At 38.3% G+C, this 16,290-nt stretch carries 13 protein-coding genes and 1 pseudogene; all 14 read right to left on the bottom strand.

The genetic code is table 11. The features are described from left to right. Positions 1 to 247, bottom strand: a pseudogene (locus CDOM15925_RS03955) (ABC transporter substrate-binding protein); the annotation flags it as partial. Positions 248 to 317: 70 nt separating this feature from the next. After that, positions 318 to 722 carry an acyl-CoA thioesterase gene (locus CDOM15925_RS03950; protein WP_254064969.1) on the bottom strand — a complete coding sequence of 135 codons (405 nt, stop codon included), beginning with the start codon at positions 720 to 722 and terminating at the stop codon, positions 318 to 320. Beyond that, positions 722 to 2,572 carry an invasion protein CiaB gene (gene ciaB, locus CDOM15925_RS03945; protein ID WP_169941323.1) on the bottom strand — a complete coding sequence of 617 codons (1,851 nt, stop codon included), beginning with the start codon at positions 2,570 to 2,572 and terminating at the stop codon, positions 722 to 724. The genes CDOM15925_RS03950 and ciaB overlap by 1 nt, the downstream gene beginning before the upstream one ends. A gap of 107 nt (positions 2,573 to 2,679) precedes the next feature. Beyond that, entirely contained in the window at positions 2,680 to 5,127 is a 2,448-nt protein-coding gene (locus CDOM15925_RS03940; protein WP_169941321.1) for a molybdopterin-dependent oxidoreductase, read from the bottom strand. Between the two features lie 213 nt (positions 5,128 to 5,340). Next, positions 5,341 to 6,465 (bottom strand): DNA adenine methylase, encoded by a 1,125-nt coding sequence (locus CDOM15925_RS03935; protein WP_169941319.1) that lies wholly within the window; start codon positions 6,463 to 6,465, stop codon positions 5,341 to 5,343. 16 nt (positions 6,466 to 6,481) lie between these two features. Next, positions 6,482 to 6,988 (bottom strand): S-ribosylhomocysteine lyase, encoded by a 507-nt coding sequence (gene luxS / locus CDOM15925_RS03930; RefSeq protein ID WP_169941317.1) that lies wholly within the window; start codon positions 6,986 to 6,988, stop codon positions 6,482 to 6,484. Positions 6,989 to 7,077: 89 nt separating this feature from the next. Beyond that, positions 7,078 to 7,503, bottom strand: a complete 426-nt coding sequence (locus CDOM15925_RS03925; protein ID WP_169941315.1) for a hypothetical protein — start codon at positions 7,501 to 7,503, stop codon at positions 7,078 to 7,080. A gap of 104 nt (positions 7,504 to 7,607) precedes the next feature. Continuing rightward, entirely contained in the window at positions 7,608 to 8,099 is a 492-nt protein-coding gene (fldA, locus tag CDOM15925_RS03920; protein WP_169941313.1) for a flavodoxin FldA, read from the bottom strand. 14 nt (positions 8,100 to 8,113) lie between these two features. Then, positions 8,114 to 8,839, bottom strand: a complete 726-nt coding sequence (locus CDOM15925_RS03915; RefSeq protein ID WP_169941311.1) for a hypothetical protein — start codon at positions 8,837 to 8,839, stop codon at positions 8,114 to 8,116. Beyond that, positions 8,840 to 9,160, bottom strand: a complete 321-nt coding sequence (locus CDOM15925_RS03910) for a DUF2325 domain-containing protein (protein ID WP_169941309.1) — start codon at positions 9,158 to 9,160, stop codon at positions 8,840 to 8,842. Positions 9,161 to 9,404: 244 nt separating this feature from the next. Beyond that, positions 9,405 to 11,078 carry a methyl-accepting chemotaxis protein gene (locus tag CDOM15925_RS03905; protein ID WP_349644318.1) on the bottom strand — a complete coding sequence of 558 codons (1,674 nt, stop codon included), beginning with the start codon at positions 11,076 to 11,078 and terminating at the stop codon, positions 9,405 to 9,407. Positions 11,079 to 11,084: 6 nt separating this feature from the next. Continuing rightward, complete coding sequence (locus CDOM15925_RS10055) at positions 11,085 to 11,369, bottom strand: hypothetical protein (RefSeq protein ID WP_249934681.1); 285 nt, start codon at positions 11,367 to 11,369, stop codon at positions 11,085 to 11,087. Between the two features lie 201 nt (positions 11,370 to 11,570). After that, entirely contained in the window at positions 11,571 to 12,260 is a 690-nt protein-coding gene (locus tag CDOM15925_RS03900; protein WP_169941306.1) for an aspartate/glutamate racemase family protein, read from the bottom strand. 209 nt (positions 12,261 to 12,469) lie between these two features. Then, positions 12,470 to 16,051, bottom strand: a complete 3,582-nt coding sequence (gene nifJ / locus CDOM15925_RS03895) for a pyruvate:ferredoxin (flavodoxin) oxidoreductase (protein WP_169941304.1) — start codon at positions 16,049 to 16,051, stop codon at positions 12,470 to 12,472. Positions 16,052 to 16,290 lie beyond the last annotated feature (239 nt).

Here is a 16,290-nt window from a genome sequence, read left to right as displayed (position 1 = left end):
CGATAGGCTTATAGATGTGTGCAAACCACTTGTTTTGCCTGATCTTATCGGTAGTTGCTACGATCTTGTCTGCGCCGCCTACCGTTAGGATCATCTGGTTATTTGCGTGCCAAAGAGCGGCGATTTTTGTAGTTACGGCAGGAATTTTTACCTCATTTCCAGCCATATCTTTTACGCTTCTAAATTCGCTTGCATTTAGGCTTAAAAGCCCTAAAATAAGTAGAAAAACTAAGCTTATTTTTTTCATAATATCTCCTTTATATAATTCAAGATATAAAGAAATATTACAAAAATGCATATTAAAATTAGCTGTAAATTTAAAACCCGTGCAGCCTCTTTAACTCTTCATCAATCGGCTTTTTAACTCCGTCTTTTGTGACACTTACGTAGGTTGCGATCGCGCTTGTTACGTGTATGCACTCACGAAAGCCGTCTTTATTTAGCCTTTGAGCCGTTACTTCTATCTGCGTTTTTATCGATGTTTTGCCCACTGCAAGAATTTTAGCGTAGCAGCTAACCACATCACCGATAAAAACAGGCTCTTTAAAAATAACCTCTTGCATAGATATCGTCACAACTCTCTCAGGCGCTACCTCACGAGCAGCCGTAGCTCCCGCAAGGTCGATTTGACTCATTATCCAACCGCCAAATATATTGCCCGCAGAGTTTGTATCCTTTGGTAGCGCGACTACTTTTATGCGCGGTTCTCCCATAGCCTCTATCACACACACTCCTTTTTGTATATTTCGTTCGCTCTTTCTTGCCATCTTTCCCACTCGCCGCTATTATCGATCTCATTGCCGATTTTTTGGTACAAATCAAAGTAAAATTTGACAAATTCTCTTACATTTTCATCTTTTGGCAGATAGCTTTGTCCGTCAGGTTCGCAAAATTTAGCCAAAAACTCGCCCGCTTCAGCCTTTTTAACATAATGAGTGGCTAAATCCTCATAATTTTTCATACAAATTTCTTTGAATTTCTCGTAGCTTTGCAAGCTAAAATTCACGCTTAATTTCTCATCTTTAAAGCCAAGCACACCCGCTTTAAAAAGCAAGCTAAGATGGATAAGTCCTTCGCAATAATACGCTCTAACCTCATCAACCTCACGCCAAGCTATAAGCCCCACGCAACGCGCTATGAGCTCGTGAAATACGGGCAGCTTATACATTTCTTCTTCATGCAAAAAGAAATTCACAAGCCCCCCGGTTGTGGCCTTATATTCTTCTATAAATTTAAACACGCCGCCCGTATTCATCTCTTTTTCACTATCTTCGCTAACAAAAAGCACGTGTCCGAATTCATGTCCGATCGTTGAAATTTCATAAACCCTTCTCCATACTTCAGGCTTGGTAAATAAAATTTCTCTTCCGAAATTTAAAAAATCTCTATCAAAAATTTCGCCTGAAAGCCTCATAAACGGTCTTGCTTTAGCGCTTTCATAGACGTGATTTACAAAAGCGAAAATTTTCTTGCCGCATTTTTTGCTTACGAATTCGTCATTTGGAACGACTTGCGCCGAAAATAGCCCGTTAAGCTCGGCACCGTAATAAATCATAGGATTTGAGATGTAAAGCTGAGTTTTATTTATGTTTGAAAGCACCAATTCATGCATTTTCAGGCTATTGGCAACTACTTGCTTGTAAATTTTTTCAAAGCTATCTTTTATATCTTGCTTAAATTTATCCTCGTTAAATTCGCTTACTTCAGCAAGCCTGATATCCCATTCAAGCGCGACTGCGTGGGTATAAGCATCCTCATAGTATTCAAGCGGATGTCCGACTTGAATCGGCGAGCGCACGTCCATCCATGCTATTTCCGCCTCTTGCCATGCAGAGATTACTTTGGAATTTTCTCTTTGGCAAAACGCCTCTTTAAGCTTTATAAAATAGTTTATATAAGCGCTTTGCTCCTCGTTGGTAGCTATTTTTTTAAGGACGGCGATCATCTCGTCAAATTTGCTCTCAAGCATCCTAATGTCGCTTTCAAACACTACCGCATAAGGCTTAAACTCAAATTTTTCGCCGTTTTTAACGACTGCACCGTAAGTCCTATCGCAAACCTCGCCATTAGTATCAAGCTGAAAAAGCCCGTTTTGCGATATAAAATCTCGCGCCTTGTTCATATCCTTAAATTTAGTCTCAAATTCTTTATTTATCCCGTCTACTATATGAGCTTGCCACGACTTTTGCATATCGTTTATCACTACTCCGACGTTATGCACGCCATTAATAAGCTCAAGATAAAACTCGTCTAAAATTTGCTCTTCTTTTATCTTTTTTATAAGTTCAGTATGCAAATTTTCATGAATTTCTCTTGTATAGTCATACATCTTTTCGCGAATTTCAAGGATCTCTTCTTCATTTCGTCCAAGCTTTTTAAGCTCATTTATCAAAGGATCAACTTTAAGATCTACAATTCGTCTTAAGATAGCCGTTTTTTCACTCTGGCTTCCTTGAAATTTAGCTATCTCAAGCCCTCTTTTTACAAGCTCGTTATCATAGTCTTTATAAAGGGAATTTAGCTTGCTTTTAAGCTCTTTATTTAACTCGTTTAATCTTTTAAAATCATTCATACATTTCCTTTTAAAAGGCTAATTTTATCACATAAGTGTTAAATGAAAATAATATAACAAGATAATATAATAAGAAATTTTAGCCCGAAAAATTCGGGCTAAAATTGTTAAAGAGATTGAAGTATGACAGGTTTTGAAAACGCCTTAATAGGCTTAATCTCACCTTTAAATTTCTCAATTTGCGCCAAAGTCGTGTGAGCGGTGTTGCTTTGAGCAAGCTTACTTGTACCTTTATCTATAGTTAAGACGTTTACGCAACCGTGTTGGCAAAGGCTCTTTTCTCCCCAAACCTCAGGATCATACCAAGCGCCTTCGCATATAGCCGCTACTTTTTCTTGAACAAGATCAGTTACCAGCACGCCGGCTAAAATTTCGCCGCGATCGTTAAACACTCTTACTATATCGCCGGTGGCAAGTCCGCGATCTTTAGCGTCTTTTGGATTCATCAAAATCGGCTCTCTGCCGCTAACTTCGGCAAAGCTTCTGATGATAGAGTTGTTTAGCTGGGAGTGTAAGCGATATCTTGAGTGAGGGCTTACGATGTGAATCGGATACTTAGCCGTCTTTTTTGCATCCCCCAACCATTCGATAGGCTCGATCCAAGTAACGTGACCAGGGCAGTCTGCATAGCCGAATTTCGCTATCGTAGGCGAGTAAATTTCTATCTTACCGGATGGCGTTCCAAGGCGATTTTTAGTAGGATTTTCTCTAAAAGCTTCAAGTCTGGTGTAAAGCTCGGTCTCTTTTTTATCTTGCTCAAATCTCACAAAGCCTTTTTCCCAAAATTCTTCAAATTTAGGCATAGATATATTAAGCCCCTTTGCTTGCGCCATAGCGTCTTCATATAGCTCTTTTGCCCATCCTAGCTCATCTTTGCCTTCTGTAAACACCTCTGCCATGCCCCAGCGTTTGCAAATTTGCTCACAAATCCAAAAGTCGCTCTTGCTCTCGCCCATCGGCTCTACAAGCGGTCTATACGCTACGATATATTCGCCGTTTGGAGCGGTTTGGTTGATATCGTTTCTCTCAACTTCAATAGCCACAGGAAATACTATATCGGATAGTTTTGCAGTGCTGGTCCAATAAGGCTCTGCAGTGATAACGGTCTCAAATTTCTTCCATTGTTTAACGATATTATTTACATCTTGATGGCGTGTAAACATAGAGCCTGACGCGTTAAAGGCCACTCTCATGTGCGGAAGCTTGATCTTTTTGCCGTTATAGTCAATCTCCTTGCCCGGATGCTCAAGAGCCTCGATAGAGCGTGATGAAGGAATGGTTACATTTTTAAATTTCTTCCAAGGAGCGTCAGGAGTTTCGTATTTTTCGCTAATTCTTGTGCTTAGTCCTTTTAAGATAGGAGCTATCTTATCGCCTGCGCCTGCTGAGTTATAACCAAGGCTAAACTCAAAGCCAAGTCCTTGTTTGCCCACATGTCCAAGCATCGCACTAAGAGTTACTAAAGCCCAGAAAATTTGCTCGCCATGATCTGCTCTTTGAAGTGCACGACCTATTACGATAGTGCTTGGCTCTTTTGCCAGTTTTTCTGCAAATTTAGCGATGTATTCGGGTTTAACGCCACAAATTTTACTCGCCCAATTTACATCTTTTACCACCTTATCTTCAGTTCCTAGGAAATAATCTTTAAATTTATTAAAGCCGACGGTGTAAGTTTTGATAAATTGCTCATCATAAAGCTTATTTTCATATAGATAGTGGCACATTCCGATTATCATTGCGGTATCGGTATTTGGCTTAACGATGACGTTTTCAGAGCCAAGATATCTTGAAGTGTCGTTAATCATGACGTTTACGCTATAGGTTTTAATGCCTGATTTTTTAAGATCCATAACTCCAAGATAGTTATCGTGTGTCGGAGGAACGGAGGCTATTTGGTTTGTAACTATCGGATCGGTACCCCAAAATACTACGTTTTTAGCGTTTTTAACGATAGCTTTCCACTTGGTTGGTGTATCATAAACCGCACTTCCACCAACAACGTGAGGCATGATGACAAGCCCTGCACCCGTTGAATAATCCCCACTTTCTTCAACATATCCGCCAAGAATTTTTAGCATTCTATGCACTACGGTTCTACCCCAGCTTACTTTACCGCTACCGCCCCACCAGTAGCACTCGCCGTAAATACTCTCAGGGCCGTATTTGTCGAAATTTTCTTTTAACGCTTTTGCCGCCAGATCAAGCGCAACGTCCCAGCTAACACGCACGAACTCATCCTTACCTCTTAGTTCGCTTTTTGAAGGACCTTTGGCTTTTAGATAGCTTTTTCTAACCATCGGGTAAAGCACTCTGTTTTCGTTTTGTATAACGTCAGGAAGCGAGTAGTTCATAGTGTTTGGGAACTTATCGCCCTCGAATTTGTCTACGGAAACAATTTGTCCCGAATTGATGTTCGCCCAAAACGTACCGAATCTATTTGCGCCAAACAGCTTTTTGTTATCAAAAATCGTTTGCGTTACGCCTTCGATCCTGCTTGCGCTTAGCGTACTAGCACCCAAAACGGCTGAAGTCTTTATAAAGTCTCGTCTCTTCACCTTTTCTCCTTTATTAAAATTGATTAGCTTTTTCAAGTAAAGAACAGTATAAAATTTGATTTTTACGGTTGCAAACTTTATATTTTTCTATTTTTAAAAATTTATTTAAAAATAGTTTATTGAAATTTTATAGATTTTGTACTTAAAGTTATATTGGTATATTTTAAAATTTTTTTATGGGTGTCTTTAGAATTATTAATTAAAATTGTAATTTTAGCTTTGTTTTTTGAGTATAAATAAAAGCTCGTTTACATGCAAGCTTCGGCTTTTTAGATTTCTACTTCCGCGAAAAGCGTTATACTTCTGCTCTTTTAATTCTACCTTGCCAAATTTCTTAAGATTTTTTTCAAAGCTCTCTTTTGAAATAAATCCTTCGGAGTTAAAAGATATGATCACAAATTTAGCCTTCAGCTTCCTAATGAGATCAAAAAACGCTTCAGCAGTGTTTGCTCTTTGATTATAAACGGAGCGATTCCAATCTTTAGCTATGCCTGAAACTTTTGAAATTTCGCTTGGACGCTCGTATTTGGCAATCAAATTCAGCATAAAATAGTTTGAGCCGTAAGGGTGCTGGTTATAAGGAGGATCAAGATATGCCAAATCGATCTTGCCAATCTCGCCTGCCAGTAAATTTGCGTCCTTTTGCATAACTTCAAATTCAACGTTAAAATTAGAAAAAACAGGCATTTTAAGCTCAATAGGAGCTAGAATTCTTTTTAACGCGTTTTTTCCTTCGCCGCCAAACTGCCCTATTTTGTCTTTATTTTTATAAAAGCCCTTAAAAACGCCGCTCGTATTTGCATGCACGCTCGCAGAATGCAGAAGCGGGGCTAGGAAAAACGGCCTTATCTCTTCATCCAAAAGCTCAATGCTAGCTCTTGCGGTATCGATATAGCGCGCATTATAAGGTGTATAAAAAACCCTATCGTTTGGTGTGATACTAGCTTCATCTTTTGGGGAGTAAAGCTCTGTTATAAAGCCGCTTTTAAAATTGCTTTTTATCTCTTTTTTAAGTTTTGCTAAAGTAGTTTTGAGTTCGGCTTTAAGCTCGGGTGTTAAATTTGCAAGGTAGCATTCATTTGTGATTTTAGAATATAGCTCAAGATCGTTTGCAACGATAAAATTTGCATGTCGCTTTAAAAATCTAGCCACAATTCCCGAGCCTGAAAAGACATCCGTGCAACTTAACTTATCTCGCCTTAATTCGCTTTTAGCGTGCAATACGCCCTGCTCTATAAATCCAAGCAAGGAGCGCTTATTGCCAAGATAGGTTAAAATTTGCTCGGTTAAAAAAGCCTTATTTTCGCTTGAAATTTCAGGCTTTACATCGCTAATCATCTGCGTCAAATTTAACTCACAAGCCCATAGCTTTTAGATCAAGTTTTATCTCGTCGTTGTTAATGATGCCAAGTCCGCTTTTTAAAATTTTATTTGCGATCGCATGCGCTTCTTCAAGCGAGTGCATCTTGTAAGTGCCGCACTGATACTCGTTAAGCTCCGGAATTTCGCTTTGGTTTTTTACGTTTAAGACATCGCTCATTGATTTAAGCCAAGCTTGTTTTACATCTTCTTCGCTAGGAGTGCCGATAAGACTCATATAAAACCCCGTTCTGCAACCCATCGGCGAGATATCGATGATCTCAACTCCGTTGCCGTTTAGATGATCTCTCATAAAGCCTGCAAACAAATGCTCAAGAGTGTGAATTCCTTTTTCGGGCAAAATTTCCTCATTAGGCTTGCAAAATCTAAGATCAAAAACGCTTATATCATCGCCTTTTGGGGTTTTCATAGTTTTAGCCAACCTAACCCCCGGGGCGTTCATCTTTACGTGATCTACGCAAAAACTATCAAGCAATGGCATCATATCTCCTTTTTTCGTGAGATTGTAGCGAAAATTTAATAAAATACAAAAGTTTTTAAGCTAAATTTGAAGCCAAAAACGCCCAAATTTTAGCTATCTTTTTGGCTGTTAAAAATTCCATCGGGAATAATATTTAAGATGAGAATATAAAGAAAATTTAAAGCGATCAAAGCCTGATAAATAGTAATTTCACTAAGCTCTTTGTATGTGCCGTCAAAGCCTGTAAGGAGGTTAAGCACGATATAAAAATCAACCATAAATATCACAACAAAAAGCGTCAAAGCCCAAAAATAAAATCTCTTAAAAAATGTAAAAATCTTGATAAAAATATAAATAGCAAGAGCTAAAAAAGCAAATTTCATCGTGTCGCTAGCCTCTGCAAATCCGCCTGAAGCAAAATCAAATTTCAGATCTATTATAGCTATCAAAGCTAAAATCATACTTGATAAGACAGCCAAAAATAAAGCCGATTTAAGCTCTTTAGCGCTTATAAAATTCCTTAAATTTCTAAACATCTCTATCCAAATTTTAAATTTTAAAAGATTTTATAGATTTTGAAGTTAAATTTTTATGAATTTTAAAAAAGAGAGGCAAATTCCCCAAAAAGGGGAAAGATGTGTTATGCAAATTGAGGTTTTATCTGCTCAATCCAAGCAAGAATTCTCGGCTCTGTTTGATCGCTTTCATTATCCGCATCAAGCGCAAGTCCTACGAATTTGCCGTCGCGAACAGAATCGGAACTATCAAAGCTATATCCGTCTGTTGATACGCTACCTACGACTTTTCCGCCTTGTTTTACGACATGATCGTAAAGCTTGCCCATAGCATTACAAAACTCGTCGCTATAACTCTCGCTGTCGCCCATTCCAAATACCGCAACAGTTTTACCGCTAAGCTCAAGACCTTCGAAATCAAACGCATCCCAATCATCTTGTAAATCGCCGCTTCCCCATGTGGAAGTGCCAAGGATCAGCTTATCAAAGCTGTTTATCTTATCCGCATCGCAATCGCTTACGTTTAAAAGCTCGTTTTCAAGCCCTAAATTTTCAGACAAAAATTTTGCCGCCTCTTCAGTATTTCCCATACTGCTTCCAAAAATTATTCCTATCATAAACTTTCCTTAAATTAAAATACGTTATGAACGATGGTGTAAGGAACAAGCTTAAGCCTAGCCTCACCGCCATAGTTTCCGCAACAAGTATTAACCTCTATGTGCCTTAAGAAGTTTGTGTTGCGCGGAAAAACAACAAACATCCTATCAAATCCGTTCTCGTCAAGAGCTTTAAAAGCCCTTGCGATTTCGTAATTTGCCAGATGAAACCTATCTTTTGAAATCTCCTTAAAGCTAGGCAAAACTCCAAAAATTTTTCTGCCGTTATGCTCCGCAAAGATTATGCCGTCTTGAAAATAAACATTTTTATCAAGATGTTTTTTACGGATTTTATCATAAACAAACTGAGAAAACATTATATCCGCATCAAAACAAATTCCGTTTTGTGATTTAAGTAGCATGAGTAGCTTTGCGGCAGGGTGTTTAGGAGTGCCTGCGATAACGGGAATTTCATCTAAATTTCCATTTTTAAAAGCATAGATTATAGTATTTGAAGCCACACAAAAGCTAGTTGGTTTTTTAAAGCTTTGATGTTTAAATTTGCATAACTCATCAACTCTTTTTAAAAAGATATTTTGCAAGCTAAACCCGAATTTATAATAATTTTTAGGGATTTTTAGCTCATCTTCTACGCATGAGTTATACAAATTTATAAAAATTTTTGCTTTTTTTACCCTATCAAGCTTTGAAAAAATATTTGGAGTTATTTCTCCAATATCTGATAAAAAGCCGAATTTCATTTAGCAATCTTTTGATTTGCATTTGAATTCCTTGTCTAGCCCAAAGACCTTGCAGTATTCGCAAAATACGCAACTAACGCTTCTTTTTGCGCATACTATAGGGATATTTCGCTTTTTGGCTTGAGTTTTGATAGTTTTCATAGTATTGTGATTTAAAAAGCTCGTTAGCATCACAACGCATTTAGTATCTTGCGGGATTGGCTTACGATTTACTCTGTTTTCGTTTCTTGCGTCCCAGTGCTCTATCTTCTCAGCTCCCAAATCTTTCAAAACCGCTTTTATCGGCGTTATCTCGTCGGCTCCGATTACTAAAACTGACATTATGAACTCCTAGCTTTTTATTTGTCTTGATATCGATTATTATAAACTATCTTTGCTAAATTATTTCTTAGTCTTGATATCTATTATCAGTTTAGTGTAAATTTGTAACATAAATTTAAGCTTTGAAATTTTAGAAGTATTCTTAAGAATTTTTATTTAGATTTAGCTGTTGATTTAAGTAGTGCAAGCAAAACAAACGGCTAAATTTAGCTAGTCTGATAATAGCCAAATTTAGTCTTCTAATTTAAACCAGTTTGTTTAATAAGTCCTCATAAGCTTTTACTCTTTTAAGTTCGACATCAAGTTCATCGCTTGATCTGGTCTGATCTTGCATCTGTTTTGATATCTTTTCGCCAGAATTTACTAAATTTCTCATTGCTTCAGATACGTTTTGCGAATTTTGAGATATCTCTAGTATCTGAGCGCTAATATCTTTAGTATTTTCGCTTATAGAATTTACAAGCTCAGATACGTATTTAACGGAATTCGTAGTCTCTCCTAGTGACTTTTGCGTTCTTTCGGCAAGTTTTCTAACCTCATCAGCAACCACTGCAAAGCCTCTGCCGTATTCTCCTGCGCGCGCGGCTTCTATGGCGGCATTTAAAGCGAGCAAATTCGTCTGATCGGCGATCTCTGAAATGATCTCAAAAATGCCGTTTAAATCATTTATGCTATTTAGAAGCTGAGAAATTTCATTTTCGATATTCATCTTTTCGCCGCTAGACGCAAGCCAAATTTCAAGTTGCTTTAAGACCGTATTTACCTTATCTATATCGCTTTTAACCTCTTCAAAGTCTTTTGAAGTGTTTTTAAGAGCCAAACTTGCGCCATCTATAATCGGAAAACTTGCCTCCAGCTGGAGTAGCATGGTTTTATTTATAAGATTAATAAGCTCTAGCCTCTGTACTCTTTTCATTAAAAAATAGGCTTTAAATTCGCTATATTTATTGATAAATGAATTTACATAATCATCGCTAAACTGACCTTGTGTCTTGTAAAAAAATATAGCCGTCAGGGTTTCATTGATATTTATGCCCAAAAGCTCGCCAAAGGTAGAAAACCCGACCGCAGGAAAATCGTTAAAAATTTTAACACCGCTAAGCTCGCTTGCATTATTTAGTCTTCTTAGAATACAATCATTCAGTATCGCTCCGATGGGCTTTGGCTTGCCGCTGCTAAATTTATTGTAATTATCCACAGTCGAGCTTATAAAATCTGTTTTTTTAAGTAGATAAAGCTCTTCGGCGCTGTCTATATCGCAATACATCTGCATTAGTTTGTTTTCTAAATCAAAATTTGCAACCGAACGCACGTAAATTTCGTTATTTATTTTTATGCCGAATGTGTATTGGCTCATTTTTGATCTTAACTCTACAGGCGAGCATTTAAAAGTATCGCAAAGCGCGTCTATGCAGTTAACTCGGCTTTTTGTATTTATATCTACAAATTCTCTTACGACTCTGGTCTTTATATCAGCGGATAAAACTGTAAATTTAGTGGATGTGGCTTCAAAATTTTGAGATTTAAAGACGCCGAAACGATAGTCTTCATTAAGCTTTATATAAGTTATTACGGCACTGCCTTGGACTATTCTTGAGTTGTCATAGATGTATGTATTTTGAAAATCAAGCTTTCCACCGGCACTTCCTCCGACATACAGACACGGGTTTTTGCCAGAATTATAAATAGCCTCCATGAAAAAGCTCTCGCTTGCGCTAAGTCCGTCTATAAGAGTGTATGCCAAAGTATCTTCGTAATCTACTTTAAAAGGAACTTTTATGCTTGAAATTTCTCTTTGGATCTTTTCTATCTGTTCTTTGGTTTCTTTTGTATTAGCGTGCAAATTTACGGTTGCTACGTACGCATCCTTGATCATATTTTTAGAAAATAGCATCAAAGCTACACCCTCGCCATCCATACCCTCTCAGTAAATTTTATCTTTGGATTTAAAGCCGTCTATGCTGCACAAAAGACCCGAAGAGCTGGCTAAAATCAAAATACAATCCGAAGGCAATATGTTTTTTAGGCGATTACTGATATTTGCAAAATCGGAATTTGGCATCACATAACCAAGAGCCAACTTGATTGGCATTTTAACGGCGCTAATTTTATTTTCTATATCGCTTGAAGATAAATACAGGCTAAGTAGGTCGTTTTCATTGACGGACACATCCGAATTTTCACTTTTTTTATTAAAAAACCCAAACATAAAAATCCTTAAAACATAGCTTAAATATTAATAAATTTATAGCGCGATTTTAATAATATTTCTCTAAATTTTTAATAAAATAAATAATATAAATTAGCTAAACAAATAAAATATTACTGTATAGTTTATTTTTATTAATAAAATTAATTATTCTGAACTAGCCTGCGAGTCAATCTTACTAAAAATTATTTTCAGTTTAACCTAAAACAGAGCCAATTTTACCGCTTCATCTATATGTATCAAAGTAGTATCAAATAGCTTTACTTTGGTGTCTGATTGAGAAATAAGCAATCCTATTTCCGTGCAACCTAGTATCACACCACCGGCACCTTGTTTAGCTAAATTTTCAATAATTTGCAGGAATTTCTCACGCGAGTTATCTAAAATTTTACCCAAGCAAAGCTCATCAAAGATAACGCTATTTACAATTTCCATCTCATCTTCGCTTAGTAAAATGACTTCTACGCCGCCACACACCAACCTATCTTTATAAAATCCTTCTTTCATCGTATAGATAGTGCCAAGCAGACCCACGCGAGCGATATTTTCATGCTTTAGTGCATTAAGCGTAGCATCCGCGATATGCACGATAGGGGCACTTACTGCGCTTTGTACCGCATCATAAATTTTATGCATAGTATTAGTGCAAATAAATATAAAATCGCATCCTGCACTTTCCAAAATACGTGCATGATAAGCTAAAATCGCACTCGCCTCATCCCACTTGTCGGTGCGCTGATACGCCTCAATAGGCTCAAAATTTAAGCTACTTACAATGATTTCGGCGCTGTTTAGCCCACCTAGTCGTTCATTAATCTTTTTATTGATTTGCTCGTAATAGGTGATCGTGGATTCATAGCTCATACCGCCAATTAGACCGATCTTTTTCATATTTTTCCTTTACTTTAAATTTAGTTAATTTAATAGCAACTTTACTTAGGATAAATTTAATCGTATTGTAGCATTTTGTAATGAGGTTATGTAAAATTAGAGAGATTAAATTTTGAGACGCCTAGCTTTTGACAACATATTACTTAATTTAAATGGGTTTAATTTACCCCACCAGCCACTCTTATAAGCAGCTTTATGGGGCAAATTGATCATTCACTTTGATTTGTCGCTTTGGCCTCAATTTCAACCTCATCGCTAAAATCAGCCACCGATAGGCGTTTTAGCTGGCGATAGCGACGCTTAGCGTCATCTTCGTTTTTCTTTAAAAGCGCATCCGCATGCTCTGGATTTGTCTTTTTAAGAGCGCTATATCTAACTTCGTTTAATAAAAATTCCTCATAAAGGCTCCAGTCAGGCTCTTTAGATGTCATCTTAAGCGGATTTTTACCCTCTTTCATTAGTCTTGGATCATAGACATAAGTTGGCCAGTAACCGCATTTTGTAGCAAGTTCGGCCTGATTGCCGGAGTAGCTAAGTCCGCCTTTGATACCGTGAGCGATACAAGGCGAGTAGGCTATCACGAGGCTTGGTCCGTCATATGCTTCAGCCGCCAAAATCGCTTTTATCGTGTTTGCTTGGCTTGCATTTGAGTTGATTTGTGCTACAAAGATGTTTCCGTAAGTCATCGCGATATAACCAAGATCTTTTTTCTGAGCAGGCTTGCCTGAGGCGGTAAATTGCGCGATAGAACCCGCACGGCTTGCTTTTGAGCTTTGCCCGCCCGTATTTGAATAAACTTCCGTATCAAGCACAAGCACATTGACATTCTCGCCACTTGCAAGCACGTGGTCAAGTCCGCCAAAGCCGATATCATAAGCCCAACCATCGCCTCCGATAATCCATTGAGATTTTCTAATGAGGTATTTTTTAAGACTTAAAATTTCTTTTACACCTTCAACTTGCGAATTTTGCTCTAAAATCGGCACCAAAATTTTAGCTATCTCTTTGGTTTTAGCACTATCGTTTTTAAATTCACACCAGTCGGTATAAAGTGCGCTAAGTGCGTTTGGCACGATATCTTTTGTGCGAAGCATTATATCTTCTATGCGGTGGCGAATAGTTTGGGTAGCTACTTCCATACCCATACCAAATTCGGCATTGTCTTCAAACAGCGAATTCGCCCAAGCCACGCCGTGTCCTTCTTTATTTGTAGTGTATGGCGTAGAAGGCGCGCTTCCTCCGTAAATCGAGCTACAACCTGTCGCATTCGCCACTATCATATGATCGCCAAACAACCTTGTAATAAGTCCTAGATAAGGAGTTTCACCGCATCCCGGACAAGCCGCATGGAACTCAAAAAGAGGCTGAGCAAAACTTGAGCCTTTAACGCTTTCTTTGCTCATAAGATCATCTTTATAAGTTACATTTTTAAATAGATAATCGGCATTTACCTGCTCGTTTTTCTCTTGTTCCTCCTCAAAAGGCACCATTACAAGAGATTTTTCTTTGCTAGGGCAGTTTTGCGCGCACAGCTCACAGCCGGTGCAGTCTAGGATACTAACTTGAATTTTATATTTTAGACCTTTTAGCTCCTTGCCTTTTGCGTCTAACACATGATCTTTTACCGTTTGAGGAGCCGCTTCAAGCTCGTTATCATCTATCAAAAACGGTCTTATAACAGCATGCGGACATACGAATGCGCATTGGTTACACTGGATACAATTTTCCTCTATCCATTTTGGCACCATGACGCCTACGCCGCGCTTTTCATAAGCCGTTGTTCCCGACTCGAAGTGTCCGTCTTCATAGCCTAAAAACGCGGATACCGGCAAGCTATCACCCTTAGCCGCATTTATCGGCTTTACTACCTTTTCGACAAAATCGGTTCCGATATATTGTTCTTTCGTATCGCTCTCATCGCTTAAATTTGCCCAAGCAGGATCTACTGGTACTTTTACAAGCTCACCGGCACCCATATCGATAGCCTTATAGTTCATCTCAACTATCGCTTCGCCCTTTTTGGAGTATGCTTTGTGAGCGTATTCTTTCATGTATTTTTGCGCATCTTCAAAAGGTATGATGTCTGCAAGCTTAAAAAAGGCTGACTGCATAATAGTATTTGTGCGATTCTTAAGCCCGATATCATGAGCCAGCTTAGTAGCGTTAATGATGTAGAAATTTACATTTTTGCGAGCCAAAATTTTCTTAACTCTGTTTGGAATTTTAGCCAGAGTCTCCTCTGCATCCCAGATTGAATTTAACAAAAACGTTCCGTTTTGTCTTATGCCGTCTATAACCTCGTAAAGTTCAAGATACGCCGCGACCGAGCATGCGACAAAATGCGGGTTTGAGACAAGATAGGTCGAGCGGATAGGGTTTTTGCCAAATCTTAAATGCGAGCGCGTGTATCCACCTGATTTTTTACTATCGTATGCGAAATAAGCCTGAGCGTAAAGGTCGGTCTTATCGCCGATGATCTTAATGGAGTTTTTATTAGCTCCAACAGTTCCGTCAGCGCCAAGTCCGTAAAACAAACACTCTTTTACACTATCGTCACTCAGTGAAATTTTCTCGCCCACATCAAGAGATGTGAAAGTTACGTCATCTACTATTCCTACGGTAAAGCCGTTCTTAGGCTCATTCAGTTTTAAATTTTCAAATACCGCGATCATCTGAGCAGGATCAACATCCTTTGAGCTAAGTCCGTATCTACCGCCGACTATGACAGGCTTTAATTCGCTTTCATAAAATGCAGCTTTTATGTCAAGATATAGCGGTTCGCCCAAGCTTCCTGGCTCTTTTGTGCGGTCTAAAACGGCGATTTTCTTAACGCTTTTTGGCATAACGTCAAATAAGTATTTTAAGCTAAAAGGACGATACAAATGAACTTTGATAATGCCTACTTTTTCGCCCTTTGCTCTTAAGTGATCAACAACCTCTTCAAGGGTTTGAGTTACCGAGCCCATAGCTATTATAATTCGCTCCGCTTGCGGATCTCCATAGTAGTTAAACGGCTTATACTCGCGTCCTGTTATCTTTGAAATTTCAGCCAAATAATCAGCAACTATATCAGGAACCGCGTCATAAAAGCGGTTAGTCAGCTCCCTGGTTTGAAAGTAAATATCGTCGTTTTGAGCCGTACCTCTAGTCTTTGGACTCTCGGGGTTTAGCGCCTCGTCTCTAAATTTTTGAACCGCCTCTTTATCCAAAAGTCTATCAAAATGAGCATAATCCATAACTTCAATCTTTTGAATTTCGTGGCTTGTTCTAAATCCGTCAAAGAAGTGCAAAAACGGCACGCGACCCTTAATAGCCGCCAAATGCGCAACGCCTGCGATATCCATAACCTCTTGAACAGAACCGCTTGCCAGCATCGCAAACCCCGTTTGGCGACAGGCATAGATATCTTGATGATCGCCAAATATAGATAAAGCTTGAGCAGCGATGGAGCGAGCGCTCACATGAATAACCCCCGGAAGAAGCTGCCCTGCGATCTTATACATATTAGGAATTTTTAAAAGTAGACCTTGAGAAGCCGTGTAAGTAGTGGTAAGCGCACCTACTTGAAGTGAGCCGTGAACCGTTCCTGCCGCGCCTCCTTCGCTTTGCATTTCAACGACTTTAACGGGCATTCCAAATAAATTTTTCTTTCCTGCCGCAGCCCAAGCATCAGTGTAATCAGCCATCGGAGAACTCGGAGTAATAGGATAAATTCCCGCAACCTCCGTAAATGCGTAAGAAGCGTAAGCCGCCGCCTCGTTACCGTCCATAGTTTTCATAATTTTGCTCATATTTTTCCTTGAATTTCTTTCAATTATACAATTTTTTTAATTATAAAACGAAATTTCAAAATAGATGTTTAATGCAATTAACTAATAATTATTTTAAATTTGGTTCAAGTCTAAGCCAAATTTTGGCTGAGATATTAAATTTAAATCAAATTTACAAATGAAATAAATTTGCAACAAACCTTAAATATAAAGTCTAAATTTTAGAAAAAAATTACTTTTTGGAAATTATTTTTATTTAA

The sequence above is a fragment of the Campylobacter sp. RM15925 genome, from assembly GCF_012978775.1.
Classification (GTDB): Bacteria; Campylobacterota; Campylobacteria; order Campylobacterales; family Campylobacteraceae; genus Campylobacter_A; species Campylobacter_A canis.
Note: the sequence above shows the minus strand (reverse complement) of the source record. Positions and strands in the feature narration are given on the sequence as shown.